The sequence below is a fragment of the Rhizobium sp. BG4 genome (assembly GCF_016864575.1).
Classification (GTDB): domain Bacteria; phylum Pseudomonadota; class Alphaproteobacteria; order Rhizobiales; family Rhizobiaceae; genus Rhizobium.
In genome coordinates this window covers 60,843-87,098 of sequence record NZ_CP044127.1, presented here as the reverse complement: position 1 = coordinate 87,098, position 26,256 = coordinate 60,843, and the positions used below count along the sequence as shown (strand labels likewise).

22 protein-coding genes are annotated in these 26,256 nt (G+C 58.5%); 5 read left to right on the top strand and 17 right to left on the bottom strand.

The features are described from left to right. Positions 1–40: 40 nt before the first annotated feature. The 4 genes from F2982_RS28070 to F2982_RS28055 are packed head-to-tail and all read right to left on the bottom strand — an operon-like array spanning position 41 to position 6,577. Positions 41–781 carry a SprT family zinc-dependent metalloprotease gene (locus tag F2982_RS28070; protein WP_203431443.1) on the bottom strand — a complete coding sequence of 247 codons (741 nt, stop codon included), beginning with the start codon at positions 779–781 and terminating at the stop codon, positions 41–43. A gap of 1 nt (position 782) precedes the next feature. Continuing rightward, positions 783–3,797 (bottom strand): HsdR family type I site-specific deoxyribonuclease, encoded by a 3,015-nt coding sequence (locus tag F2982_RS28065; RefSeq protein WP_203431442.1) that lies wholly within the window; start codon positions 3,795–3,797, stop codon positions 783–785. 7 nt (positions 3,798–3,804) lie between these two features. Next, complete coding sequence (locus F2982_RS28060; protein ID WP_203431441.1) at positions 3,805–5,097, bottom strand: restriction endonuclease subunit S; 1,293 nt, start codon at positions 5,095–5,097, stop codon at positions 3,805–3,807. Further along, positions 5,087–6,577 (bottom strand): type I restriction-modification system subunit M, encoded by a 1,491-nt coding sequence (locus F2982_RS28055; RefSeq protein ID WP_203431440.1) that lies wholly within the window; start codon positions 6,575–6,577, stop codon positions 5,087–5,089. The genes F2982_RS28060 and F2982_RS28055 overlap by 11 nt, the downstream gene beginning before the upstream one ends. Positions 6,578–6,705: 128 nt before the next feature. Here F2982_RS28055 and F2982_RS28050 point away from each other — a divergent pair, with 128 nt between their 5' ends. Beyond that, entirely contained in the window at positions 6,706–7,665 is a 960-nt protein-coding gene (locus F2982_RS28050; protein WP_203431439.1) for a DUF5655 domain-containing protein, read from the top strand. A gap of 1,127 nt (positions 7,666–8,792) precedes the next feature. Here the strand turns inward: F2982_RS28050 and htpG are convergent. From htpG to F2982_RS28005, 9 genes are all read right to left on the bottom strand, one after another. Continuing rightward, positions 8,793–10,679, bottom strand: a complete 1,887-nt coding sequence (gene htpG / locus F2982_RS28045) for a molecular chaperone HtpG (RefSeq protein WP_203431605.1) — start codon at positions 10,677–10,679, stop codon at positions 8,793–8,795. 369 nt (positions 10,680–11,048) lie between these two features. Continuing rightward, positions 11,049–12,755 carry a dihydroxyacetone kinase family protein gene (locus F2982_RS28040; protein WP_203431438.1) on the bottom strand — a complete coding sequence of 569 codons (1,707 nt, stop codon included), beginning with the start codon at positions 12,753–12,755 and terminating at the stop codon, positions 11,049–11,051. A 23-nt stretch (positions 12,756–12,778) separates the two neighbouring features. Continuing rightward, positions 12,779–13,507: an amino acid ABC transporter permease gene (locus tag F2982_RS28035; RefSeq protein ID WP_246777719.1), complete on the bottom strand. Its 729-nt coding sequence runs from the start codon at positions 13,505–13,507 to the stop codon at positions 12,779–12,781. Then, positions 13,507–14,157, bottom strand: a complete 651-nt coding sequence (locus F2982_RS28030) for an amino acid ABC transporter permease (RefSeq protein ID WP_203431436.1) — start codon at positions 14,155–14,157, stop codon at positions 13,507–13,509. The genes F2982_RS28035 and F2982_RS28030 overlap by 1 nt, the downstream gene beginning before the upstream one ends. Beyond that, entirely contained in the window at positions 14,150–14,929 is a 780-nt protein-coding gene (locus F2982_RS28025; RefSeq protein ID WP_203431435.1) for an amino acid ABC transporter ATP-binding protein, read from the bottom strand. The genes F2982_RS28030 and F2982_RS28025 overlap by 8 nt, the downstream gene beginning before the upstream one ends. Before the next feature lie 53 nt (positions 14,930–14,982). After that, positions 14,983–15,864 carry a transporter substrate-binding domain-containing protein gene (locus tag F2982_RS28020; protein WP_203431434.1) on the bottom strand — a complete coding sequence of 294 codons (882 nt, stop codon included), beginning with the start codon at positions 15,862–15,864 and terminating at the stop codon, positions 14,983–14,985. A 36-nt stretch (positions 15,865–15,900) separates the two neighbouring features. Then, a complete protein-coding gene (locus F2982_RS28015) occupies positions 15,901–17,031 on the bottom strand; it encodes an FAD-binding oxidoreductase (protein ID WP_203431433.1) in 1,131 nt (376 codons plus the stop codon). Then, positions 17,028–18,398, bottom strand: coding sequence for an FAD/NAD(P)-binding oxidoreductase (locus F2982_RS28010; protein WP_203431432.1), 1,371 nt, complete (start codon positions 18,396–18,398; stop codon positions 17,028–17,030). The genes F2982_RS28015 and F2982_RS28010 overlap by 4 nt, the downstream gene beginning before the upstream one ends. Then, positions 18,398–18,703 (bottom strand): (2Fe-2S)-binding protein, encoded by a 306-nt coding sequence (locus tag F2982_RS28005; RefSeq protein WP_203431431.1) that lies wholly within the window; start codon positions 18,701–18,703, stop codon positions 18,398–18,400. The genes F2982_RS28010 and F2982_RS28005 overlap by 1 nt, the downstream gene beginning before the upstream one ends. Positions 18,704–18,938: 235 nt before the next feature. On the opposite strand from F2982_RS28005, the gene F2982_RS28000 reads away from it, so the two are divergent. Both F2982_RS28000 and F2982_RS27995 read left to right on the top strand, forming a co-directional pair. Beyond that, a complete protein-coding gene (locus F2982_RS28000) occupies positions 18,939–20,177 on the top strand; it encodes an MmgE/PrpD family protein (protein WP_246777718.1) in 1,239 nt (412 codons plus the stop codon). 61 nt (positions 20,178–20,238) lie between these two features. After that, on the top strand, positions 20,239–21,057 hold the full coding sequence (locus F2982_RS27995; protein ID WP_203431430.1) for an IclR family transcriptional regulator: 819 nt from the start codon (positions 20,239–20,241) through the stop codon (positions 21,055–21,057). Here F2982_RS27995 and F2982_RS27990 read toward each other — a convergent pair. Genes F2982_RS27990 through alr form a run of 3 tightly spaced genes read right to left on the bottom strand, consistent with a single transcriptional unit; the run spans position 21,013 to position 23,829 of the window. Beyond that, positions 21,013–21,891 carry a TIGR01459 family HAD-type hydrolase gene (locus F2982_RS27990; RefSeq protein WP_203431429.1) on the bottom strand — a complete coding sequence of 293 codons (879 nt, stop codon included), beginning with the start codon at positions 21,889–21,891 and terminating at the stop codon, positions 21,013–21,015. The genes F2982_RS27995 and F2982_RS27990 overlap by 45 nt on opposite strands. After that, a complete protein-coding gene (locus F2982_RS27985) occupies positions 21,869–22,750 on the bottom strand; it encodes a DMT family transporter (protein ID WP_203431428.1) in 882 nt (293 codons plus the stop codon). Before F2982_RS27985 ends, F2982_RS27990 begins: the two co-directional genes overlap by 23 nt. Continuing rightward, positions 22,747–23,829, bottom strand: coding sequence for an alanine racemase (gene alr / locus F2982_RS27980; RefSeq protein WP_203431427.1), 1,083 nt, complete (start codon positions 23,827–23,829; stop codon positions 22,747–22,749). The genes F2982_RS27985 and alr overlap by 4 nt, the downstream gene beginning before the upstream one ends. A gap of 128 nt (positions 23,830–23,957) precedes the next feature. On the opposite strand from alr, the gene F2982_RS31735 reads away from it, so the two are divergent. Together F2982_RS31735 and F2982_RS27975 are read left to right on the top strand one after the other, a co-directional pair. Next, a complete protein-coding gene (locus tag F2982_RS31735) occupies positions 23,958–24,167 on the top strand; it encodes a hypothetical protein (RefSeq protein ID WP_246777717.1) in 210 nt (69 codons plus the stop codon). Continuing rightward, on the top strand, positions 24,164–25,120 hold the full coding sequence (locus tag F2982_RS27975; RefSeq protein ID WP_246777716.1) for a hypothetical protein: 957 nt from the start codon (positions 24,164–24,166) through the stop codon (positions 25,118–25,120). The genes F2982_RS31735 and F2982_RS27975 overlap by 4 nt, the downstream gene beginning before the upstream one ends. 6 nt (positions 25,121–25,126) lie before the next feature. Here F2982_RS27975 and F2982_RS27970 read toward each other — a convergent pair whose 3' ends face one another. Next, the gene (locus F2982_RS27970) at positions 25,127–26,158 is read right to left on the bottom strand and encodes a C45 family peptidase (protein ID WP_203431426.1); all 1,032 of its coding nucleotides are present in this window, start codon (positions 26,156–26,158) and stop codon (positions 25,127–25,129) included. Positions 26,159–26,256: the final 98 nt, after the last annotated feature.

Sequence of the window (26,256 nt, the reverse complement as noted above, 5' to 3'; positions counted from 1 at the left end):
CGAGGTCCTCACTCCGCCCCGCCAAAGCAAAGGGATTACCTTAAGACACCTTCAGCGTCTCCCAACCGAGGAAATTCTCGTTGTTGTCGAGCCATTGCTTTCGCGCTTCCCAGTCTGGCAAGACACGACCCACTAGATCCCAGAATCTGGGCTCATGGTTGCGGTACTTTAGATGACACATCTCGTGGACAACGGCATATTCGAGTACGGGGACCGGGGCGAAAACTAGATGCCAGTTCAGGTTGATCCGGCGGTCTTTGCCACAACTGCCCCATAAGTGCTTTTGGTCCTTGATCTGCACGCTACGCGGCTTCAGCCCATGCCGCTCGCCGTGCCGATCGATAAAGGCACGGGCGTCGTCTCGCACGCGGCGTTTCAGCCAGAGACGGAGTGCGCTCTCGATGATGGTGTCGGATGACTCCGGCGACAGGTCGGCGGGCTTGCGTATTTGGAAGCCGTTACGGAAGCTGACCTCGACGAGGGAGCCATCGAAGGGCTCGATGGTGAGCCTCGTCATCCGGCCGCGATAGGGGATCTTGGCACCGGTCACGAACTGGTAGACGCGCGTCTGCGCCCTGGCGCGTTCTGCCATATGTTGCACGGTCTCGATGATCCAGGCGCGCCGGCGGTCCAGCACGGCGCTGATCTGTTCATCGGTGGCTGCTTCAGGCACCAGGAGCTCGAAGGATTTTGGGGTGACGCTTAGGCTCGCCTTGCGCGCCCTCAGCGAGCGCCGCAGGGTGTATTCGATGTCTTGGCTACCTATGCGATAGACGGCCATGTCACTGCCCAGCAAAATGCTTGAGCGCGTAAGCCTCGACCTCTTCCGGGATCTCCCTGAGCTGCGTCAGGCCGGCCAGATGCGCCATAGACCGTACCTGCTGGCGCAGGCTCTTGCGCAGACCATCCTTTTCCCACCAACCGAAAGGCGCGGTGACGGGGTCGGTGTAGAGCCCCTCCAGGCGGAGCGCCAGGGCCTCGCCCTCCGGTCCCGAGGTGAAGCCGTTGAGGATCTGCAGGAGGCCGTAGGCGCCGGAGGAGAGACCCGCTTCGACATGGGCCGCATCCTCGGCAGTGATGTCCTTCGCCAGCTCTTCCGCCGCCTTGAGCTTTTCTGACCAGGAAAGCTGCGCGCTTTCCAGCTTTTCCAGAAGTTGCCGCAGGCGCTCGGAAAACTTGCCATATTGATGCGGGCCGTCGTCGATCCGCTCGGTCACGGTCTTACGCAGCTCCGTTGTTTTGCGGATCGCCGCGGTCATCAGGTCTTCCTCGGTTTTGCCATCAGGATCGAAATCCTCCCAGAACTCCGGATCGGTGATGTGACGCAACTTGACGGTGACGCTCAGACCCGTCGCCTCCAGGTGCTTCTCCAGCATCTCGCGGATCTTTTCGCTGTAGTTCATCTGGTCGAAGGCCTGGCGCTTTTCGAAGTGCTGCGTGCCATAGAGCAGGAAGTTAGCCACCCACTTCAGATCGACGGTGAACTCCAGCACGCTCGGGTCCGGGCTCAGCGTTTCATAAAGCGCGATGAAACTGCGGGCCTTCGCCTTGAAGTCGAACCACTTGTCCTCGGTGCCCAGCAGCTTCACGAAGGCGTCGTATTTCGCCTTTAGCGCATCCTTGTCGCTCGCCTTGCGCTTCAGCGGCTTCATCGGCGCGGCTACGGCGGAATGCGCAGCCCGTAGCTGATTGCGCAGATCGTCCAAGTCGCGCATGGCGTTCTTCACATCATCGGCGCGGTAAGAGGACAGCGCCTCCTCCAGATGGCCGGAGACGCCGATGTAATCGACGATCAGCCCGTTGCGCTTCCTGGCGTCGGAAACGCGGTTGGTGCGGGCAATCGCCTGCAGCAATCCGTGCTCTTTCAGCGGCTTGTCGAGATACATCACGCTTTCGATCGGGCAGTCGAAACCTGTCAGCAGCTTGTCGCAGACGATGAGGAACTGCGGGTCGTCGCCCTTGCGGCCAAAAGCCTTCTTCGCCAGCTTCTCCGCCTCGGGATCGAGATACTGCGCCTTCAGCTCGGTGCGGATCGCCTGTTTGTGCGGATCCTCGCTTGGCTTGCTGTCTTCCTGGTTGATCGAATAGACGCAGGCCGACATGGCATCGGCGCGGGCGAGCGCCTCAGTGGGCTCCATGCCCTCGGCCTTTAGATCCTCGGCAATGACCTTGGTCAGTGCCTGCTTGTAGAGGATCACCGCCTCGCGATCGATGGCGACGATCTGCGCCTTGAAACCATCAGGCCGGGCATACTGCTTGAAATGCGTCCAGATATCATAGGCGATCAGCTCGATGCGGCGCGGATGCTTGACCAGATCCTCGATCTGCAGGCCGCGCTTCTTGATCTCGTTCAGCTTGTCGTCGTCCAGCTCGGAAAACCAGGTGTCGAACAGAATGTCGATCTTCGCCTCGTCAATATGCCAGTCGGTCTTGCGGCCGGTATAGTAGATCGGCACGGTCGCACCATCGGCCACGGCGTCGTCGATGCCGTATTTGTCGAGATAGCCTTCTCCCGGCACGCCAAAATTCTCGTAAGTGTTCTTGTCGTCTTTCTTCACCGGCGTGCCGGTAAAGCCGAAGAAGCGGGCGTTGGGCAGCGTCGCGCGCAGATAGGCGCCGAGATCCTTTTCCTGGGTGCGGTGGGCCTCGTCCACCATCACGATCCAGTTTTCGGAATTGGCCATCGCCTCTTTCGAGCCCTGGAACTTGAAGATGGTGGAAAGCGCCGTGTGCCCGTCCTTACCGCTGCAGATCAGCGCATGCAGGTCCTTGATGCTCTCGATCGTCGTCGGGTTCGGCAGGCCGCAGGCGACGAAGGTTCCGCTGATCTGCGAATGCAGGTCCACGCGGTCGGTCAGCACCAGAATGTTCGGGTTGGTGAGCCGCTCGGATTGGATAGTCCGGTGCGTCTTCAGCTTCAGAGCGGCAAAGACCATGGTCAGCGATTTGCCGCTGCCCTGCGTGTGCCAGATCAGCCCCTGCCGGTGCTTGCCCCCAATGACGCGCTCAACGATGCGATTGACGGCGCGGAACTGCTGGTAGCGGCATATCTTCTTGATCGTGCCCGTCTCGGTCTTTTCGAAGACGACGTAATGCGCGATCAGATCCAGCAGCCGGCTTGGCTCCAGCAGGCACCAGAGGCCCTTGGAGAGTGTATCGGGAAAATCAGCCTCCAGCTTCGGCCAGGGGTCACGCCACTCCGCGAAGTATTTGGAGCCGGCGCCGGTCGCGCCATAGAGCACCAGCGCGCCGTCGGTGACGATGTTGAAGACATTGGAGAAGAACAGGCGCGGAATGTCCCGCTCATATTGCCGGATCTGTTCAAAGGCCTCGCCGGTCTTGTCCTTCACATTCAACGGGCTTTTCGCCTCTATCACAACAAGCGGGATGCCGTTCACATAGACCACGACATCCGGCTTGCGTGTATTCTCAGCCTTCACCCTGAGCTGATGCGTCACGGAAAACAGGTTGTTGCCGGGGTCGAGAAAATCGATCACCCGCAGCGTCTGACGCGTTTCCTGGCCGGTCACCTTGCGGGCATAATCGCCGCGCAGCACCTTCAGCCAGGCCTCGTTGTCGCTGATCGCCGCCAGTTCCCCATAGGCAGCCTCGGCAGAGGCGCGGTCGATCCCATTGATGCGTATCAGCGCGTCGATGAGATGCGGCCGAAAGAGAACCTGGTTTTCGCCCTCGCGTAAACCAGCGTGTTCCGCCTGCGCCACGAAGCCATAACCCATGGCCTGGAGACGCTCGATCGTAGGGCGCTCGGCAAAATGCCATTCGGGGCCGTGGCTCATGGGGCCCTTACTCCGCAGCCATGGGCAGGGCGTCGGTGACGCGCTTGCGGCCGGTGAGGAGGTCGGACATCAGGGCGGCTTTGAACCCAATCTGCTGTTGCAGCGTTTGCTCAAGCACAGCCTCGGTGTTCGCAAATTCCTGAATATGCGCTACGATCTCATGTTGTTCGCTTAGCGGTGGCAGCGGCAATTTCATCTGCTTCATTGCCCCCACATTGAAGTGCTTCTGCGCCAAGCCCCCTTCTGCTTTCAGGACTTGGGTTTTCCCGCTTGCACTGTTGATGAAAGTTGAAAGAAAGTAGGGGGCGACCAGTTCGATCTTCGGTCGCGCGAAGATGATATCGATGCAGTTGGCTCCATCATATTTCGGCGGCACCACACAAGAGGTTCCTGGATAACCCGTTCGGACAACAAGAACGTCTCCGGTCCGGAGGACTGATTTCCGGTTTACGCGATTGCCCTCGTCACTGATGTAAACCCAGTCTGCATCCTCCACGAAGCCTTCACGGACATTGGCAGAACGGAAGCAGCGAACCCCGCTCTCGACATAATATTGAGACGGCTTGATAACGATCCCGACACTGACTTGTGTGCAGACACTGTCGGCGCTGGTTAGCGGCCACTCCTCCGGGATCTCCCCGATTTCAGTTTGCTTAAAGCGTGTGTGGCCGATGCCTTTGGTGAGTAGGCGTTCCAACACGGCCTGCTTGACCTTTCTGCTCTGCACAATCACAGCCCGCGTTGCCGCAATGGCCTCATCAACGCTGGACAGGATTTCGGCGATCTGACGCTGTTCGTGGAGCGGCGGGAGCGGGAACTCAAAGTCGAGCCAGTCGGTCGCGCGAAAGACCATCTTTTCGATAACAACGCCCACGCTGGCCAATTCGCAAGACTTATGGAAAGCGTTCGCATGCGACAAATACCACAAGTATTTGGGATCAAGCTCTTTCTGGATTTCGAAAGCATAGTAGCTGCCGGATGCAAGAGCTTTGTCCAACTCACATGGCACAAGCCCGTAAGAGCGATGCAAAATCTGGACTTTGGACATCAGCCAATCGCCAGCACGAATCAAAAATTGCGCCTTGGTCTTGATTGATGCTCCCAATTGTCTTTCGCGGATGTCTATCCCGCCGTGTCCTCGTCGGATTACGGGTTGCACATACTCGACATGATCCTGGACTTCGATTGGTCGTCGCTTGATTTGAAGGACGTCACCGAAACGAGAAAATCGCCAATCGGATGGCAATTCGCTCAACCATTGATTTTTCAACCCCTCGATGACTTCCGCACTAAGCGACATAACCAAGCTCCCGCAGAAAGCTCATCATCCGCGCTTCCGCTGTATCCCGCTCAGCCTGAAGCTCGATCAGTTTCTCCACCTCCACGGCGACATCCACTTCTACCGTCTCGTTGCCCAGATGCACATAGCGGCTTATATTAAGGTTGAAATCATTCGCCTCGATCTCGCTTGATGGCACCACCCGCGCCAGCCGCTCGGCATCGGCAAAATCCCCAAAGGCTTTTGCCAGCGCGGAGACATTGGCTTCCGACAGATGGTTCTGGTTCTTGCCATCCACTACCTGTTCGGCGCCGTTGATGATCAAGATCTGGCCCTTGTGCCCGAGAGGCTTCTGTTTGCGCAAGATGAGGATACAGGCCGGAATGCCCGCACCGTAAAACAGATTGGGCGCCAGGCCGATCACGGCCTCGATCAAATCATCACGAATCAACCCCTCGCGGATCTTGCCCTCGGCGCCGCCGCGGAACAGCACGCCATGCGGCAGCACTACGCCGCAGACACCGTCTTCCTTCAGGCTCGCCACCATATGCTGCACGAAAGCGAGATCGCCATATGATTTCGGCGGGCAGCCATAGCGGTCGCGGCCATAGGCATCGCCCTTCGACCAGACATCATGGCCCCAGCTTTTCAGCGAAAAGGGCGGGTTGGCCAGCACGCGGTCGAAGGTGCGGATGGCCTTAACGCTATCGCCCGTCAGATGTTTCGGCTCCAGCAGCGTATCGCCGCGCGCCACAGCAGCGTCGTCGATATCATGCAGGAACAGGTTCATCTGGCAGATGGCCCAGGTGTTGAGGTTTCGCTCCTGGCCGAACAGCGACAGGCTTCTGGGGTTCTTTCCCTGCCGTTCCAGATGATGCACCGCCTCCAGAAGCATGCCGCCCGAGCCGCAGGTGGGGTCATAGATGGACATGCCTTCTTCCGGCTTCAGGCATTCGACGATCAGCCGAACGACCATCTTTGGAGTATAGAACTCGCCCCCCTTCTTGCCGGCATCATCGGCAAACTGCGCAATCAGATATTCATAGGCCTGGCCCAGAACATCCGGCTCGACATCGGAGTTTCTCAGGCGGTAGGTTTCGAAATGCTGCAGCAGCTTTTCCAGCATAGCATCCGGAAAACGCTCCTTGTTGTTGAAATCGACATCCTGGAAGACGCCGCGCAGCTTCATGTTCGCGTCTTCAATGGCGCGGAAGGCGGCGTTCAGATGCGTGCCGATGTCGGTTGTATGCTTGCGCACATCCTTCCAGAAATGACCTTTTGGAATATCGAAACGGTGCTCATCCGGATCGGCGGCGAGCTCAGCATCGTGATAGCGCGCCAGCCGCTCGTCATACTCTTGCTCCCAGACATCGGAGAGGCGCTTGAAGAACAGAAGACCGAAAATGTAGTGCTTGTAATCCCCGGAATCGATCGATCCGCGCAGAATGTCTGCCGCCCGCCAGAGATGGTTTTCCAGCTGCGACAATTTAAGAGTTGTCACCTTATGCTATCCCCATGTGATTTGCGGCCGATCCTATCAGATCGATATGCTCTGGCAATTTATCTGGACAACGCCGAACGGGCGAATAAAACTTTCTATGCAATTTATGAGCCTATTCGGAGTTAGTATTGAGCGATATAAAGCTGTTTCATTTCGATGGGCACCAGGTGACAGAACTCGCCGGAGCGGCCGTGCAGGTCGAGAAGTCGCTTCAAAACCTGTTCGAGGCAAATCTGGAAGCGCTGCTCGGGATCCGCTTTCTGGCCAGTGAGCATTCAACTGGTCCGGTGCATGGCGGTAGGATCGATACGCTCGGTCTAGATGAGGATAACTCGCCAGTCATTATCGAGTACAAGCGCTCAGTAAACGAGAATGTAATCAACCAGGGCCTCTTCTACCTCGACTGGCTGCTCGATCATCGAAAGGAGTTCCAATGGCTTGTGATGGAACGCCTCGGGCCCGGGGCCGCGAAGACAGTGGACTGGACCGCGCCTCGGTTGCTCTGCATCGCCGGTGATTTCACCCGATATGACGAACATGCCGTTAAGCAGATCGTACGCAACATCGAGCTCATTCGTTATCGCCGTTTCGGTGAAAATCTCCTGATGATGGAACTTGTTCACGCGCCCAAGACAGCACGTCTTGGTGCCACTAAGATGTCGACGGAGCCGAAACCTGTTAGCGGTGCGAATCAACCTGCCGAGATTAGCCAGGATAACGACCCCTATCTGAGCCAACGGATGAGCTACCGGCTCTCTCAGTCACCGTCGGATCTGCGCGACATATACGACGTGGTCTACCAGTTCCTTATTGGCCTTGGGGACGACGTTCAGGTCAAGGAACTCAAGCTCTACACCGCATTTAAGCGGCTGAAAAATTTCGTGTGCATGGAAATCTATCCGCAGGCGCGAACGGTGACACTTTTCCTCAAGTTGAACCCCGGAGTAATGGACCTGGAAGAGGGCTTCACCCGTGATGTTCGTAACGTCGGGCATTTCGGCACCGGCGATCTGCAGGTGACGGTCAAATCGATGGCGGATTTCGAGAGAGCGCAATCCCTCCTCCGACAGGCTTACGAAGGGGGATAAGCATCCCGTCACCTCCGTCGTCGAGCGGCTAGCGCATATCAACGTTAAACCGTGGCCGGATCTCTACCCGCGGCGGGCATGACCGGACGCATCGATTTCCTCCGATTGAGGCTGCAGCGAATGTGACGGTAATCCTCCACAGCGAGGGTTTTTTCCTGGATCAGCAAGGCCGATCGGATTTTGGCGCGATCTTCAACAATCGTTGGGCGGCCTCTGCGCGAAGCGAACGTCCGGCGAGCGATCTTCACAGCCTTCGACTTTATCGGCGTAACCACAGGTCGGGCCGTTAGCGATGAGCGCGAGGACATCGTCGGCCGTCTGCCCGACCTTCTCGAAGGCTGGCATTTATCGTATCGGCTTAAAACGCTTTTGCGATCGTGCCTTCGGTACGATCGGCGTGTCTTGCCACCGGTCCGAAGCGGCAGACTGAATGGGCTCGACAGCAGACGAACCAGCGCGGCTCCAGCCGATCTGTCCCGGCCCTTGCCTGCATCGGCGAACCAACCGGACGCGGTTGGCGTCACTGCGGGGAGTTCGCGTCATCGCAGCGCTGCGTTCTCGCCCCGTCCTTGAGCCTACTCCTTCAAGAAATTTGCTCTATACCCCGCGAAACGATATCACTGCTGACTAGTCTTCCTCCTCGACGTCTGCAGCTTATCGACGATCAACGAGCTGTCCGTCGCGGCGCCATTTTTGGCGTTCTTCCGCGGATGCGGCCGACGTGGCAACTTATTGAAAGTATAATTAACACGCAATTAAACAGAAGCAAAATCGTCACTCACTTCCGTCATGCCTGCGAATTTCCCGGGGACATCCTAACCATCGATAATGACCGGTTATCGATAGTAGTTGATTTCAGGGCCCAACAACGCAAGTTACTAGAGGCTTTCGCGAGCCAAGAACCTCAGCACTGTGCCAGCGTTGTACCGCCCGACGGGCCCCTTAAGTTCCGAGAGCGTTGCCCTATAGGTGTGCAACGCTCTCGTTTTTCTATTCAAGACGCCACTACTGAGCGCAGCAGCCAGTCATTGTGCATCACCAAGGCGATGTGAGGACGCTGGTATCGCATCAAGGTCCCGCTCTAGCTGTTCGTCGATGCGGGGCACCTCTATAATCACGCCCGATGATCAGCGCTGGCTGATTGCCCGGCTGAATAGACGCGCCTGCCGACCGGCGAAAGCGCGGGGATCTACGGGTTTGTCACCATCGAGAATTCGGGCCTCATCCAGTAAGAGGCGAACGGCGTCCTCTCGGAACGCGTGATCAGCGACTGAGGCAATATTCTGCACAAGTTCACTCTGCGCGTTTATCTCGAGAATCGGTTTCGACGCGGCCTGCAGCCGCCCGGCCCCCTGAAGTATCTTTTCCAACTGTCGGTCCAGCCCATCATCCGGCGCGACCAAGCAAACCGAACTTTCGGTTAGCCGTTGAGAAACACGCACGTCGGCCACTTCCTCGCCAAGCACTCCACGAGCGAACTCGATGAACGCGGTCACATCCGATGATATCGAAGGCTTCTTGTCATCGGAATCCATATTACTCGGTATCGCATCTAGATCGGATTGACCCTGCCTAACTGATCTGAACGGCTTTCCATCGAAGTCACGAGCATTGGTCGGCCAGAAGCTGTCGACCTGGTCCGTGAGCAGAAGAACTTCAATGCCTTTGGCGCGGAAACCTTCGAGATGCGGAGAAGAGTTGAGTTGTTCGATACTGGAGCCGGTTATATAATAGATTGCCGACTGCCCTTCCTTCATCGCGCCAACGTACTCGGCAAGGGTCCGGATCGCTTCGTTGGACGCGGTCGTGCGGAATCGCGCCAGTTTCAGTAGCTGTTCTCGGCGTTCGTAATCCTCGTAGATGCCTTCCTTGACGATCGTGCCGAACAGATCCCAGAATTTCGTAAAGGTTTCGGGTTGCCCTTCCGCCATCTTTTCGAGCGCCGAAAGTATACGGCTGGCTACACCCTTACGGATCGACGAAAGAACCGGGCTCTCCTGGATCATCTCGCGCGAGATGTTCAGCGGCAGGTCCGGCGTATCGACGACACCGCGTACGAATCTCAGATAGCGCGGTAGCAATTCGGCGTCGTCGGTGATGAAGACGCGCTTAACGTAGAGCTTCATACGACCCTGTCGGTCCGGATCAAACAGATCGAAGGGCTGAGAACCAGGAATGAACGCGAGCGTCGTGTATTCGTGGCGACCCTCGGCGTGAAAGTGAACGTTGGTCAATGGCTCGTCGTACTGACCGGAGACATTATGATAGAAATCGTCATAATCCTGTTTCGAAACCTCGCCCTTCGGCTTCGTCCAGAGTGCGGCGCCGTCTGTAATTTGAGTCGGCTCGGCGCCGAGCTTCTCGATCAGCTTGATCGGCACGGGCACATGCCCGGACTGATCGCGAATGATCTTTTCCACGGCCCACTTGGTCGTGTACTTCTTGGCGTCCTCCAAAAGATGCAGGACGACGCGAGTTCCTCTAGTCGGAGCATCTGCGAGATCGATAGCCACCACGTCGTAGCTTCCCTTGCCATCTGAAGACCACTTCCAGGCATCCTCGCTTCCGGCCAGCCGGGAGATCACGTCGACCTTGCCTGCGACCATGAAGGATGAATAGAAGCCGACGCCGAACTGGCCGATCAGCTCAGCTCTCTCGCCGCCCTTTGCGGCCTCGATACGCTCCATGAAAGCCCTTGTGCCTGATCGAGCGATCGTACCGAGCGCGTCGATCAGATCGTCATGGCTCATGCCAATTCCGTTGTCCTCGACGACGAGGAGGGGCGCCTCTTCGTCGAGCGTCACCAGAATCTGAGGGTTCCATCCGCTGCCTGCGAGTTCCGGCCGGGCGATCGCCTCATAACGGAGTTTTTCGCAAGCATCGGCTGCGTTGGAAATCAGCTCTCTGAGAAAGACATCTTTATCCGAGTAGACCGAATGCACCATCATGTGCAACAGTCGGCTGACGTCGGCTTCGAATGCATGCTGTACTGGCTGTCTCTGTGTTGTTGTCATCGGCAATCCCCACTGCAAATAATCCGCGCGTGAGATGGATTTTTCGATGAGAATTTTCAAGCCCTCGCACGACGATACATATGGCGCTTCCTGGAGCATGTAGGCTTATGCAGGTTGCTGTCGGCTTCTAACGTCAGTACGGGCCGGGGAGCTCACACCAACGTGTTGTGCGAGAAAAAATCGGCGATGCGGAGCATGACTGTCAGCTCACTATCGGTCTAGCGGCCGATTCAGAAACCTTTTCTTGGTGTACCGCTGCAGTCGAGGAGCTCACATCGCGACGTTTCTACCTCATGTTTAATCTTCGATTAGTGCCGCCAAAATAAGTGGTTTTGGTTATGGCCGCGAGCCGGTGCCCGCAGCCTGGCTTTACTCTGGGCGAGCATCATGATCGAGAGCACTGAGCCACACGGTCACGGCGGCCGCACCGGCGTCCGGGCTTCCAATCGCTCGCGTGCCTAGGTAGCTGGCTCGGCCTAGTTTTGGATGCATCGAGCTCGTCATCTCAGTCCCCTTTCTCGCTGCATTGATTGCGTCCCGCAAGGCGATCTCAGGCGGCTTCCCACCGGCGATTGCATCGTGTAACGCGCGGGCGGCTGGCTCCAAAGCATCAATCATCGTACGATCGCCCGGCTTTGCGCCACCTAGGTCCATGATCGCTTGAACCGCATCCGAAAACGCGGCGGCTATGTCACTGGCGGAGGGAGACGGGTGCTCGGATAGCCGGCGTCCCGCTCGCAGGAATGCAGTTGCGTAGAACGGTCCAGAGCTTCCAGCAATCGCCCTCCTGATCCGATCTCCAGCCATTATGAGAGCGTTACCCGGCGTGACAAATGCGGCCTCAGGAAGCGAGAGAAGCACTTCCGCGCCTCGCCGCATACTGGCACCGAGGTCGCCGTCTCCCGAGATACCATCAAGACGCGCTAGCTCGCCCTCTGCAAGAATGAGAGCCTTGGCTGCGCGCTCAAAGAGGTGCCGCAACTTCTCCCCACTCTCGCCAATGGAGACCGCGTCTTCCTCTGCAGGCGCCGCGTGGGGCGCAGGGTTGGCCGTTAATGTTTTTCCGCCAATCACGCCACCGCCCGGCCAGGCGAGTGCTGTCGTCGGTTGGTCGAGAAGCTCTAAGTGATTTGACGATACCGGCAAAACAGACAGAGAGAACCCCGGCATGTCGAGCGCCGATAGAAAGGTACCGGCCCAGGCCCGAACGACCTCAACGCCTTCACGTGACAGACGGTGCAGTGCCGAGCGCGCCAAGATCGCAAGTTCAAGAGGTGGAGTTGCGCCGAGGCCGTTGACGAGGAGGGCGATGCGATCGCCTTTCTTCATCCTTCCATCTGCGAGGAGAGCGTCGAGGATCATCTCTACAAGATCATCGGCCGGAACAAGCTGCATTTTGCGGATGCCGTGCTCACCATGGATACCAAGACCGATTTCGATTTCGTCGACGCCAAGTTCGAAATTTGGTCTGCCTACAGATGGAAGTGTGCATGGACCAAGGGACACACCCATACTTCCGACAGACGCAGCCGCCTCCCTGGCGATGGCCGCCACCTCTTCAAGAGACAGCCCCTTCGCGGCCGCTGCGCCCGCTATCTTATGCACCAGAATAGTACCTGCGATGCCGCGGCGCCGATCTGCTGAAACGGTTTCCCGAAGCGCAACATCGTCCGCAACGACAACGATCTCGACAGGATATCCTTCCGCTCGGGCCATTTCGGCAGCCAGGCCGAAATTCAGTCGATCCCCGGTGTAACTCTTGATTATCAACAGGGCACCAGCGGGGCCACTTGCCGCTCGAATACCAGCAAGAACGGCATCAGCGCTCGGAGACGTAAAGACGTCGCCAGCGATTGCTGCGGTCAGCATTCCAGCGCCGACATAGCCTGCATGGGCAGGTTCATGCCCGCTCCCGCCGCCTGAGATCACGGCGACTTTGCGTTGCGAGGGAGCCGGCAGGTCGGCTTCGACAACAACGTTTTCATCACTGAGAAGGCTGGCAGCGGCGCTGAGAAGAACGGTGCCCTCCAACATTTCCCTGACCACGCTGTCGGGATGATTGATAAGTTTTTTCATGAAAACTCCAGGGTTATGTAGTTCTAAGCCTGCGAAACGCCAGAACGCGCGCTGTTGCTCGTGAAGTTTGCTGCAGCTGCGGGAAGTCGCTCGCCAGGCGCGTGCAGGCGCTCTTCAACATACCGGGCGAGGACAGACGCCGGCCACGCCAGTGCGAAGTAGAGCGCTGCCGTGAGGGCGAACACATGCAGGGGCAAGAAGCTTTCCGCCATGAGTTCCCGAGACGCCAGCGTTAGCTCGGGCACCGCGATGAGGGCACATATCGAACTGTCCTTCAAGAGCGAAACCAGGTTGACAAGCAGCGGCGAGATGGTGTGTTTGATGGCCTGCGGCAGGAGTATGAGCCTGAAAGTCTGGATCGGGGTTAAGCCACTCGCGACGGCCGCTTCTCGGTGTCCCGGCGGTATCGCACCTAGCCCCGCCCTGAACACCTCCGCCAAATATGCAGCGTAGACAAGCGCCAGTCCGGTGGCACCACCGACAAATGACGGAAGTATGATACCGACACCCGGGAGAGCAAAATACAAAAGATACAGGATGACAAGGATCGGCACGCCGCGGGCTACAGTGATGTAGAGGTTGGCAATGATGCGGATAGGGCCATGGGGACGAGATCGGAAGTATTCGACGGCCAGGCCAAGAACAAAAGCCGCGCTAAACCCGGCGAGTGTGAGAATGAGGGTCAGCCGTAGTCCGGCTAGAAGTCTTGGACCCCAATCCGTTAGATTGTCGGCTATAGTATCCAGAAACATCAACGTAACTCCAGGCATCTCTCGACCAGCAGGACCGTCTGCGCCACGGCGGTCGTCAAAACGAGGTAGACGACAGCCGCACAGCCATAAATGAGGGCGGTTTGGAATGTCTCATTCACGAGTTGGCGGGCGTTGAACATCACCTCGGGCGCGGCGATAGCGGCGACCAGTGATGTGTCCTTGATCAAGGATATCGCGTAATTGCCGATCGATGGCAGTGCCAGCCGCAGCCCCTGGGGCAGGACGATCAACCGAAAGGCCATCACCGGAGACAAACCTACAGAGGCAGCGGCTTCGCACTGGCCGTCGGGAACAGAGCGGAAGCCTGAGCGAAAGATGTCGACACAGACGGCTCCGCCGATCAGCCCCAGGCCAGCGAGCGCCGCCGCCGTCGACGACAATTTGACGCCGACCGCAGCCAAGCCGAAATAGAGGAGGAACAGGAACGTCAGGCTCGGGACGTTACGAAGCGCTTCGACGTAGAGCCGGATCAATCCGTGCGCGAACCGGTTACGCGTCAGGAAAAGAATCGCTGCGAGTGCCAGACCAAGGGCCATCGCGATGGCTAACGAGCCAGCAGCAACCTTGACGGTCACCAAAGCTCCAGCCAGTAGAGCCTGACTGAGCAGGGCTGGAAATGTCTCACCCATGAGCGTTTTCCCCAAGCGTCAAGCTGGCGAGGAATTGTCTCAGGCGCGGAGAGGTCGGATGATCGAGAACTGTGTTCGCATCTCCTTCCTCGATGATCCTGCCGCCGTCCATAAAGATGATGCGGTCCGCCACTTCGCGCGCGAATGCAATCTCGTGGGTTACGAGGACCATCGCCCGGCCCTCTGCCGCCAGCTCCTTGATGACGTTGAGGACCTCACCGACTAGTTCGGGATCGAGCGCAGAGGTCGGCTCATCGAAAAGAAGGACCTTCGGCTGTTGGGCAAGCGCGCGCGCTATCGCCACGCGTTGTTGCTGGCCTCCGGACAGGCGTTGAGGCGCTTCATCGGCTTTATGGGCGAGATGAACCTTGGAGAGCAGCGTCAGCGCAAGCTTGTTCGCATCAGCATCGTTCAGACCACGAACTTTGCGCGGCTGCAGGGCGACATTGTCTCGGACGGTCAGATGCGGCCACAGATGGAAATGCTGGAAGACCATGCCAAATTCGGCACGCTGCGGTGCCATCTCACGATCGCTCATCTGTTTGCCGTCACTGCGTCGGCCGATGACTTTCCCGTCGAGACGGATCTCGCCTTCGCTGGGCGGTTCGAGATAGTTTATCGCACGTAGGCATGTCGACTTGCCCGAGCCGCTCGGGCCGATCAGGGCGAGACGCTCCCCGCGGCGCAAGCTGAAGGAAACGCTGTCGAGGACCTTGAGGCTTCCGAAGGATTTGCTCAGGTTTTCGACTTCAAGAAGAATATCGTTTGACATTTTCGGCCTCGCTCTCGATGGAGGTGGCGGCCGGTTGCCCGGCCGCTATGGTGTCACTTCATGCAGGTTGGTGGCGTCCAGTCAGCAGGGCGATCGACACCGGCGCGAAAGTTGTCGCTGCCGGGTGTGAAGTTGGCCTGGCTGGTGTTGCCGTAACGTGCGCCGATTTTCTTCACCTCACACGATGTCCATAGCGCTCGGATCTGTGCGCTTAGATCAGCGGAGAGATCGGCGTTCTCTTTCGAGAGACCAAACACGTATTGTCGGCCGAGATTGGTGAGAAGCGGAAAGTCGGGACTGTTGTCTGTGAAGGCGAGATTGACGAGGTCCCAATCCGGGTTTTTCGAAATCGCGTAGTCGATGACGGGCGGGTCGCCCACCAATGCATCGATCCGGCCGGCCAGGAGGTCGCGCAGTGCAGCGTCCGTGCTGTCGTAAAGGGAGAGCTCCAAGCCGGGAATTTTGTGCAACTCCGGAAGGAAAGAAAATCCGGTCATCGACCCGACCTTTCGATTTTCCAGGTCTTTAAGGGTGTGCCAGCCCGATTCCCGCTTTGATGTAATCCCGTTTTGAAAATAGCCTGTCGGGTCACTCATCGACAACGTCTCGGCACGCTGCTTGGTCCAGGCGACGTTGCCTCCGATGATATCGACACGGCCAGTCTGTACAGCAGCGATAGCGCCTGACCATTCCATTGGCACCGGTTTGATAGTCAGCCCGAGCTTTTCTGCGGCCTCCTGAAGGATGTCGCCGTCGTACCCCGTCAGCTTGCCGTTGCGGGCGACGAGGCCTGGCATGTCACCAGTGATGGCAACAGAGAGAGTGTTCGGTTCGACGAGATGATATTTCTGGTCCGCTGCATTCGTCACTGCGGGCACGAGGCCAGCCGTCCAAGCGAGAATGCCGGCCAGCAGTTGATGTCTGATGCGATGCATATCTGTTCCCTTTCGTGTTTGTTGTGATGGTCAGTTTCAAGGCGCAGGCACCGCGAAGGGCGCGAAGCGATCCATCGCGAGACCCGATATCGATGTCCGCGTGTCACCGTCGAGACTGAGTTCGGCGAGCACCGCGCCAACCGCAGGTCCAAGCTGAAAGCCGTGACCGGAAAATCCGAAGGCATGAAAAAGGCCTTCAACAGTGGGGCTTGCCCCGAGAACTGGCAGGCCATCGGGCATTCGGCCCTCGATCCCCGTCCAACTGCGCAGCAGTAGGACGTTTCTGAGATGTGGGACCATTTCGACAGCAGCAGCAGCCGCTTCGAGGGTGACCTCTGCCAATGGTCGCGCGCGCAGAGCCTGTGCGTCGGCGACGCCGAGCCCAGCGCCGAAAATCACGCTGCCGTGGGCTGCCTGGCGAATGTAGATGCTGCCACCGCAGATCCCGAGGTTCGGTCCGATCAACGGTGGAATAGGTTCAGTGACACACATGTTAGGAGCCATCACTGTTTCCTTCACAAGGTCCCCGAACATGGCGGCAACCTCGGCGCCCCATGCGCCCGCGGTATTAATGAGACGGCGCACGGAGATTGCAGGACTACCGTCCGCCGGTCGTATGACGAAACCACTTTCCGCTCGCTCGGCCACGGCAATCTTGCAGTTTTCTCTGATTACGACGCCCAGGGCCCGAGCCGCTTTGGCAAAAGCTGGTGCGACAAGCCGGGGATTGGCCTGGCCATCCTCGCCGCAGTAGGAGCCTCCAGCGTACCTTCCGGACAGGTAAGGAAAACGACGGGTGAGATCCCGAGCTTCCAGAATGTCGGCGTGAATTCCATGTTCTCCAAGCAATGCCTGGTGCGCGATGAGGTCTTCCATATCGACATCAGTGCGAGCTAGTTTGAGGTGACCAGTGGCCGCGAACTCGCAGTCAGTGCCGATCAACTGCTGCAGGCTTCCCCAGATCGTCCGGCTTCGCCGCGACAAGCTGAGTTCTGCCGGATGCCGGCCCTGTTGACGCACACCACCATAATTCACGCCGCTTGCCTGGCCGCCGCAGCGCCCACGCTCGAACAGGATGACCGAGGCTCCTTTGAGACGGGCGTGCAATGCCGTCGAGCAGCCGGCCAGACCGCCGCCGATGATCGCGATGTCGAACGTAGCGCTCATGGCCGGCTCCGTACGAGCTCGGCCAGCGGGATCGGCTTGATCGGCGCCTGACCCCGCATTCGTCCAACCGATTCAATGGTGGTGCCCGAGGCAGCCGCTACAATCTCCGCGGCCGCCGCGCCGCACAGGCGACCTTGGCAGCGTCCCATTCCAACCCGGCAAAACGCCTTTACTCTGTTGATGTCGGCTTCGCCGCACCGTTCGACCGTTTGGCGGATCGCTCCGGCTGACAGTCCTTCGCAGCGACAAACGACGACGTCATCTGGAAGAGCTGCCACCTCCTCGTGGGGGTAAGCGAACGCGTGTTCGAGCGCTTCTCTGAAACGGGCTGCGCTCCTCATTGTACGGCGATCCCGCTCAACCTTCGAGGGTGCGGGCAGGCCAATGTCGTGAAGCAATGCCGAAGCGGCGAGACGGCCGCTGGCCTCGGCGATTTCGCTGCCGCGAACGGACAGTCCGTCACCCGCTAAATAAATATTGGAAGCGGTTGAGCGTCCATCCTGATCGGTTTTCGGCAGCCACTGCCGTTGGACCGCGTCGAAGCTGAATTCGATATCCAGGAGGTCGGCAAGCTGCGTTTCGGACCTCAGTCCGTGACCGAGCGCCACGGCATCGCAGCTTTCGACCTGTTCCATGCCGCGATGCCGGAATGACAGCGCGGTAACGCGGTCGTCAGAATCGCGAATGACTTCCTGCAGCCTCACGCCTGTCAGGATCGGGATGCCTCGCTTTCGCAGTGCAGCCATGTAGAACAGGCCCCTGGCGAAGAGGCGGCCGCCGGAAAGCAACGCCGGCAATCTGGCGATCTGTGCGAACGGGTGCCCCGTTTCCAGGACGGCTGCGACATCGACACCGGCCTCGGCATATTGGTAGGCGACGAGATAGAGCAATGGGCCTGAACCCGCGAAAATGACACGACGGCCGATGACGGCGGCCTCAGCTTTCAAGGCGATTTGAGCACCGCCCAGACTGTAGAGGCCTGCTGCTGTCCAACCTCTGACGGGTGCAATCCTGTCCATCGCCCCAGGCGCGACGATCAGATGCGTCCATGCCTGAACGCTTGAGCCGCTGTCATCAATGAGATGAAGGATTTCATTCCCGGCCGCCCACACCTGCGTCCCAGGCCGGTAGTCGATCTTTGAGCGCAGACTGGCAAAAGTCGCGTTAACGCGTCTGGCTCGCGCTGCATCGAAGCCATAGAGCTTCTCAAGTGGCCGCTGAAGCTGGGCTTGAGGCTTTCGGAAAATCTGGCCGCCTGGCTGGTCCCCCTCGTCTAGGATAGTGGGATGCAGGCCGGCATGTACCAAGATCTCGGCGGCTGCCATGCCGGCGGGGCCAGCTCCGATGATCACTGCCGTCGTGCTCATCAGCAATGCTCCGGGGGAAGGGTCACAAGCGTCATGCCGTCTTCTGCACGCGTCGTGCAGGCCCGCAGCCGTCGTCCATCCTGATGCCACAGCCAGCAATCCTGGCAGGCGCTCATTAGACAAAAACCTGCTCGTTTTTCCGGGGAAAACTCAAACCAGCGTACATGACCGGTCGCCATCCGCAACGTAGTCAAGACGGTCTCTCCCAGTCGCGCCTGGTACGAAATCTCGTCGACGGTGATCCCGATGATCTCGTCATGGGCGACCGCCAACCTTCTGCTCTTGCTTAGGTCTTTATCGAGCATTTCTCCAACCCCTCCCGAGTTTGATATTGACACGCTACACATCCACATTATGGATGTCAATGACGGTTTGAATCCGATTGCTCAAGTTCAATGGAGGGATGTTTGAATGTTCAATACCACCTGGGAGAGTATGCGTGCAGGGTCACAGACTGTCCCGGCCATCACAGGCCTCGCGGTATGCTGCAGTGACGTTGGACGGGCACCGGAGCGAACCCATTCGGCAGTCAGGCGCACCTTGCTCGACACATTGGGCGTGGCCGCAGCAGGTGCTGGAACCGATGCTGGTCAGGCCTCTGCACGATCGGCTCGCGAGATATTCGGATGTGGCGATAGAGTGGTGTGGTTTTCGAAAAGCAGGCTGACGCCGGCCGGCGCAGCCTTCGTCAATGCGACCTACGCTGCAGCGCTTGATCTCGACGACGGGCATCGGCAAGCCTCGGGCCATCCGGCCGCAGCAATCGTACCGGCCGTCCTGGCTGCGGCCGAGCGTCACGCTTGCAGCGCTGACAGTCTCCTGACCGCCATCGCACTGGGATATGAAGTTGCAGTGCGAATCTCGGCAGCGCGCGACATAAGCGCCCTGCGCACCACCGATACCGGTTTATGGTGCGGGCCGGGCGTCGCCGCGGCGGTCGGATGGCTGACGGGGCAGGCGCCGATGATTGTTGCACACGGCATGGCTATCGCTGCACAAACGGCAACCTCGCAAGCAGCCACCGGCTGGACGGTTTATGGGCACACGGTCAAGGAGGGCATCCCTTGGGCGACCGCCAATGGTGTTGCGGCGATATCGCTTGCCAAGGCAGGACATCGCGGCCCTCTTGATGCGCTGGATGACCCTTCTGCTTATTCGCGCAAACGCCTTCTTGATGATTTCGGCCGCAACTGGGCCATCGAAGGCGCCTATTTCAAGCTCTACAGTTGTTGCCGGTGGGCGCATGCAGCAATCGATGGAGCTCTCGCCCTACAAGAAAGCACAGGCATCTCGCACGACGCAATCGAGCACCTCGAAATCGAAACATTCGAGCGCGCCCTAAGTCTTCCTAACCAAGCTGAACCGCAATCCCCCGAAGCGGCGCAATACAGCATCCCCTTCTGCGTCGCCTTGGCGCTGGTGCACGGGGCAAGCGCTCTTCTTCCGATGGACAACAAATTCTTGGCGGATACCAGAGTGACGACGCTCGCCAAGCGTATAAAGCTTTCCAGTGGCAGTGGCTATGCAAGCGCGTTTCCCGCCTCAACGCCAGCGCGCGTGACGATCAGTGCCGGCAATATTGTCCAGTCGATTGAGATCCGCTTTCCAAGGGGCGAACCGCAAAATCCCCTGACTGCCAGCGAACTACAGCACAAATTCGAAAGGCTGTCCCTCAATCTCGAAGATGAGACCGCGCTATCAATCAGCCGTACTGTGAGCGGCTTGGGCATACATCAGCATCCCTCGGCGTTGTTTGCAGCGCTTGGTGGCCCTGGCTAGGCGTTTACAACGGCGGCTAGATGTATAAGGAGTCTCCTGGCGATTAATCCAGGGGATAGGCATGGCGAAGGACGAGACCGCCGCAACCGGTACACAACTTCTTGATAGAGCGGTCGCCATCCTGAAATACCTTGGCGAGGCTGGCCAAGGTGGAACATCGATGGCAGCGATCGGTGACGAGCTGGAGCTCAAGCAGCCCACAGTCCACCGGATCGTAACTGCGCTTGAACGCCATGGGCTTGTTGACCGTGAGCAAGAGACGAAGAAATACCGGTTGGGACTCGCATTGTTCGCCTTGGGTGCCAAGGCTGCCGACGGTACCGGGCTTCGACAGCTGGCTCGGCCAGCCTTGTTGCGACTGGCCGCTACGACGAGCGATTCCGTCTTCCTGATGGCACGCGCTGGCCTCACAACGGTTTGTGTAGACCGCCAGCAGGGCAGCTATGTGATTGACAGCCTGACCGGACATGTCGGCGGTCAGATCCCGATGGGCATTGGACCGGCCAGCCAAGCGATTTTGGCTTATCTACCTGCTGCGGAAATAGACGTTGTCATCAGCGCCAACACACCACTCTATAAGAAATTCGGCGGCTTTACGGCGCGCAAGATTAGGGAAACATTGGAACAGATCCGCGCAAATGGATACGCCCTGGATGAAGGAGAGCTTGTTGCAGGAATCTCATCGGTCGCCGTTCCGATCTTGCCGCCGGGGCGCGACGCCATCGCGTCGATTGCTCTCAACCTGACAAGCGCTCGACTGACGCCGGGGCGCTTGCCCGAGCTGGTCTCACTTCTCACCAAGGAAGTTCGTGACATCGAAACGCAACTCAACCCGCTAAGCGATGGGTTGGAATCCCTGATCCCAGGAAAACTGCTCTAGGAGGTAATCCGGTGCAGCGGCGTGAGCTTCGAAGAGGTCATGCAGCTCATTCCTCGCTGCCGATCGGTGGAGGTCGATTTGATCTCGATGGACCCCCGATAGCACCAGGGCGGATGCCAAACCGGCGCTGTTGGCGCCCGCGATGTCTGTCGCCAGGCTATCGCCGATCATGATGACCTGTGCTCGCGGCAGGTCCAGAACCTGTAGCGCAGCAACGAAGGCTTCCACACCCGGCTTGCCGACGCGGTGGACGTGACCGCCCTGCCCTTCGTAGCGCCTGGCGAGGGAGCCTGCGCAAGCAACGCGGCGTCCGGCAATGATGACGTCGAGATCGGGGTTGGCGCAGATCATCGGCAAGTTGCGCGCCAACGCAATCGAAATCCAGGCCGCATCGTGCGCGACGTCCCCGGTCGCCAGGATGAAATCGGCCTCGGCCGGCGAGCTGGCCGGTTGATGCGGCAAGCCCTCAAGCAGCCCGCAAAGCTCCGGCGGCCCAGCATGTAGATATCGCCCACCGGCTGGCATGCCATCGAGATGCACCGCTCCCGACATAGCTGCATAAACAAGCTCACCAGACGAGACCAAGCCATCGTAAAGATTTTGATAGAGGCCCATGTCGGAGAGACGCAAGGTGATGCTTGCCGCCCGTCTCGGCGAGTTCGATAGAAGGCAGACCCGCGCGCCCTGCGCGCGCAGCGCCGTCAGTGTCGTCAGAACGGCTGGGTTAAGCACGACCCCGTCATGCAGGACGCCGAAGATATCGATAATGAATCCCCGGTAGAACCGCGCAAGCTCTCTGACAGACGCGTGTTCAGCGGCCGGGGGTATCGCCATTGACTTCAACCTCGTTGGAAGATCGTCGTGTTTCTGGTGCATTCAATTTTATTATAACGGCCGTCAGAATGACCGCTGCTCCGACAAGAGTCAGCGGCGGGGGGCTGTCGCCGAACGCAGCCCAGACCCAAAAAGCCGACATTGGCATCTCGGCGAGGGTCAGAAGAGCGGTCTCGGCTGGCGGCAGCAGCCGCGAGCCTGCCGTATAGCAGAGAAGTCCGAGCGTCATCTGCACCAGGGCAAAGCCGGCAAGCATGCCGAGTTCGCCGATGTCGACTGCCAGCGATGGCGAACAAACGGCACCGACTAGGGCAGCGAGGCCATTTGATGAGGCGACGATCACTAACGCCGAGGACCGGGCATTTCGCATCGCTATCGTCATCAGCGCCATGAGGACGGTCATCGACAGAGCCAGGCCGTCACCAGCGAGCCCTAACCCTGAAGAGGTTGAGCCCCAAAATATAACCAGAGCTCCAAACGCCGCCTGCAAGCACAAAAACGCTGTTGAGCGCGAAATTCGTTCTCCGACGATCAACCAGGCGATCATCGCTGTCATGAGAGGCAGAGTTCCGTAGATGACAGCGACGTTCGCAACCGATGTGAGTCTAAGCGCAGCTACGAAGACGAGCATACCGCTTGCTGAGAAAAAAACGGCAAGAAGACTGGAACGATCCGGCTTGGTCAAATGTCTCGTCGGCGCTAGGATCATCAGCGCGCTCGTAAAAGCGAGAGAAAACAGGCTGCGCCAAAAGATGATCGACCACAGATCGGTTTTGATCAATCCAACGAACACGCCGGCCGTGCTGAAAAACGTTGCCGCAAGCAGGACCTGCGCCTGCGCTGATCGTCGACGGTTCATTGGAGCGAACCCTTCGTACCGATGTAACTGCGCCGACAGGATGCCCCTGCCCGAACAAGAATCTCTTGGGCGACCGTCCCCGCGGCATGCGCGATCTCTTCGGCATGATGGGTTGAGCTGATGAAATCGACCCGGGCGCCGGCACGCAGGAGCGAAGCCGGAAGCTCCGTAAGGTCGATTGCGCAATGTTCCATCGAGATGCGTCCCACGAGGGGTACAGCATAGCCGCCCAACTCGGCGCAAAACCGGTTATGAGCCGACCACGCCAACCCGTGCTTATAGCCAATTCCGACGACTCCAAGGCGGGTTCTGCGGTCTGTTCGAAACGTTCCCATATAGCCGATCCCCTCTCCGCGTGGGACCTGGATTACGGCGAGAAGACGGGCGCTAAGACGGACTACGGGTAGAAACGGGTTGGGACCGAGGGCAGGGTTGTGGAGGCCGTAGAGCGCGGATCCGACGCGCACCCGATCGAAGCGGTAGGATGCTTCAAGCGATAAGCCGGATGATGCAGCCAGGCTGCGCGGTGCCGTTAAGCCGAGGATTGAAGTCAATGTGACGAAGCGGTTGAGCTGCAGGACGTTCTGTGGGTTTGACGGTTCATCGGCACACGCAAGATGACTCATCATCAGGACAGGCGTTGCCGGTGCTGAGTGCGCCAGCGACTGTGCCTCGCCGAGACGCAGGCCAAGCCGGCCGAAACCAGTGTCAAGATTCAGAGCGAAGGGGATGCGAGCAGCAGCAGCGATCGCGACCTGCGCAAGCGAATGACAGACGGCAGTGAATTTACCGCTGCGATAGACGTCGCGCTCACCTGAGCTAATGCCTGACAGGACGATAATATCGGCGTCATCCAGCATTCTACGTACACATTGCGCTTCGTGAACATCGGCTACGAAGAAGCTTGTGCAGCCAGCCTCATGCAACGCCGCTGAGAGTTGGGTTGAACCAAGTCCATACGCATCGCTCTTGACGACGGCGCTGACCGAGACGGATCTGCCGACCATCTTTTCCACTGTTCGATAGTTCTCCTGAACCGCTCTCAAATCGATGGAAAGCACGGGCTGGTCAGTCGGCACCTTCTCTACTCCAACTAGCACCCAAATTCTTAAACACGTTTCGATTGCAATCTACAACGCCTTCATGCATGATGCAATCAGCAATTGCTCGTGCGGTTGTTAGACTTTTTACGAGTGAGGAGATAGTTATGAAAAAACCCACGCGTGCGAAAAGAATCTTGATCATCGGCCATGGCGTGCTCGGTGGCGACGTTCTTGATTTCCTGCTGCAGAGCGGCATGGATCTCGACGTCATCGTAGCAGGTCGCAATTCCGAGATGGTGCTTCATCGGGTCAACCTGGCGCGCTACACCGCCATGAACCTCGGGTTTTGCCCGGCAGTTGAAATTGTCCGATGAATTTGATGAACGTGGAGGCGACGGCAGAAAGGCTGACGCAAATAGCCCCTGACATCATCTTCAATGCCACCACGCTTCACAGCTGGTGGGTTATAACAAAACTTCCGGGCGACGCCTTCAAGCGTATAGACGAGGCGCGCGGCGGCATCTGGACGCCTATGCATCAAGTTCTTATTCGGCGTCTCATGAAGGCCGTGCGGCTCGCCAACTCACCTGCCGTCGTTGTCAACGCGTCCTATCCCGATGTCGTGAATGCCTCGCTTGCTGCGGAGGGACTGGCGCCGGCTGTGGGAATAGGGAACATCGCCAACGCCGTGCCGGGCGTCCGACTTGCAGCCGCTCACATGCTATCGATGCCCCCTTCGTCCATAGATGTCCGCTTCTTCGCCCACCATTATGTCAGCTACAGAATGCCCAGCACCGGCGGAACGGACGGCGCGCCCTATCATCTGACGATCTATGCCAATGGTCTGGAAGTCCCGCACCAAGACGTTGATCATGCGAAACTGTTCTCGCTGGTGGCCGGTCGGTTCCGGCGCGTCAAGGGTCTTGCTGGTCAATCTGTGACGGCGTCGTCTGCGACGGCCATGCTGCTGGCGATAGCGCGAGGTACCGGTGACGTCGTCCACGCACCAGGCCCGATCGGCCTCGTGGGTGGTTATCCCGTCAGAGTCTCCCAACACGGGTTGCTGGTGGATCTTCCTGCCAAGCTGTCACTCGACCAGGCGATTTCGGTGAACAGGGAGAGCCAGCGGTTCGATGGCATCGAGAGCGTCGATGATGATGGGACGGTGCGGTTCACCGACACGTCCGCCGGCGTCCTGCGCGACGTGCTGGGTTATGATCTCCAATCCTATCGACCTGAAGAATGCGAAGCACGAGCCGAAGAACTTGCTGCTCATTTCTCCCAGTTCGCGCGCGACAATGGTCTGCAAGACTTCCGCACACCTTGACCGGGACTAGACACTGGCATGTTGGAGGAGTGAAATCCGCCGGTATGACGACAAGTCGGGACGACCTGTGGCAATCAGAGCCTCCCGACGTCCGCAATCGAAGATGACTGAAAAAGCTGTTCCCGTTGGCTCGCGGCGTGAGGGTGACTTTGAAATCGCGTCTGGCGCGTCGGAGCGGTCACACAATAGGGAGTGTATGTCGTCCACGCTGTTCAAGGAATGCGCTCGGGCGGCACGCAGCCGGGAGCGGCTGGATGGGTAAACACGTGCCACTGCTTCGATGTCTTCCCACATTGCAGGCTTGGCAAAAATCGGGTGATTCGTATGCACAGCAAACCGTAGCGCTCGATCAGTGACCCCCGAGGAAGGTCCGACCTCTACAAGACGCAGCCGCCCCTGCGCATCTCCAAGCGTGAAGCATCTTCCTGATAGATGTTTGTGGGATCGCAAAACGGAGTTTGCAGCATCGACATTGCGTTCTGCGAGCATGAGCCTACGGATGACCAAGCTCGGCAGGCCATTTTCCGCCTCATCCAGGATGAGATCGTTGTTCACGAAAGCCAGACCATGACCATTCATGCCAACCCAGCCGAGGGTGCCGGCAGACGCAATACATATGAACCGCTCGTCTGCTCCCTCGTGGACAAAGACGACAAGATGTTGATCTGTGCTTGCTGGAGCGTCCCAGTTTTGCGCGACCACAGCTCCCGCCGGACGCGACAGGGCTGCCGATGTACAGCCACGCGTATGCCCGCCAAGGAATTCGAAGGCGGAAAGCAGCAAAACATCGTGTACGTGTAGATTTGTAGCGTCTGCAATGCCGCGAAGCTCGGCGACGATGGAGGGCGCCAGTGCCTCAAGTTTTTGAAGGCAAGCGGCCGAACGGGTGCGACCCGAATCCCATTGCTTGTCGCTGAAGGAATTCCGCAACGAGGTCAGCGACGTTAAAATGCACGCGCGCAACGCCGCACCATGCTGGCGTCCTCGTTCAGCCGGTGTCCCATGCAGGACGATGAAGGGTATTTCTTTAGGAGCCATGCCAGATCCGAAATTTACTGTGCAGAGCATCCATAATGTGGATATTCCGCTTGATCTAGTAGCTACTCGTGTGGATTGTACTGAGAGCGGCGGTGCAA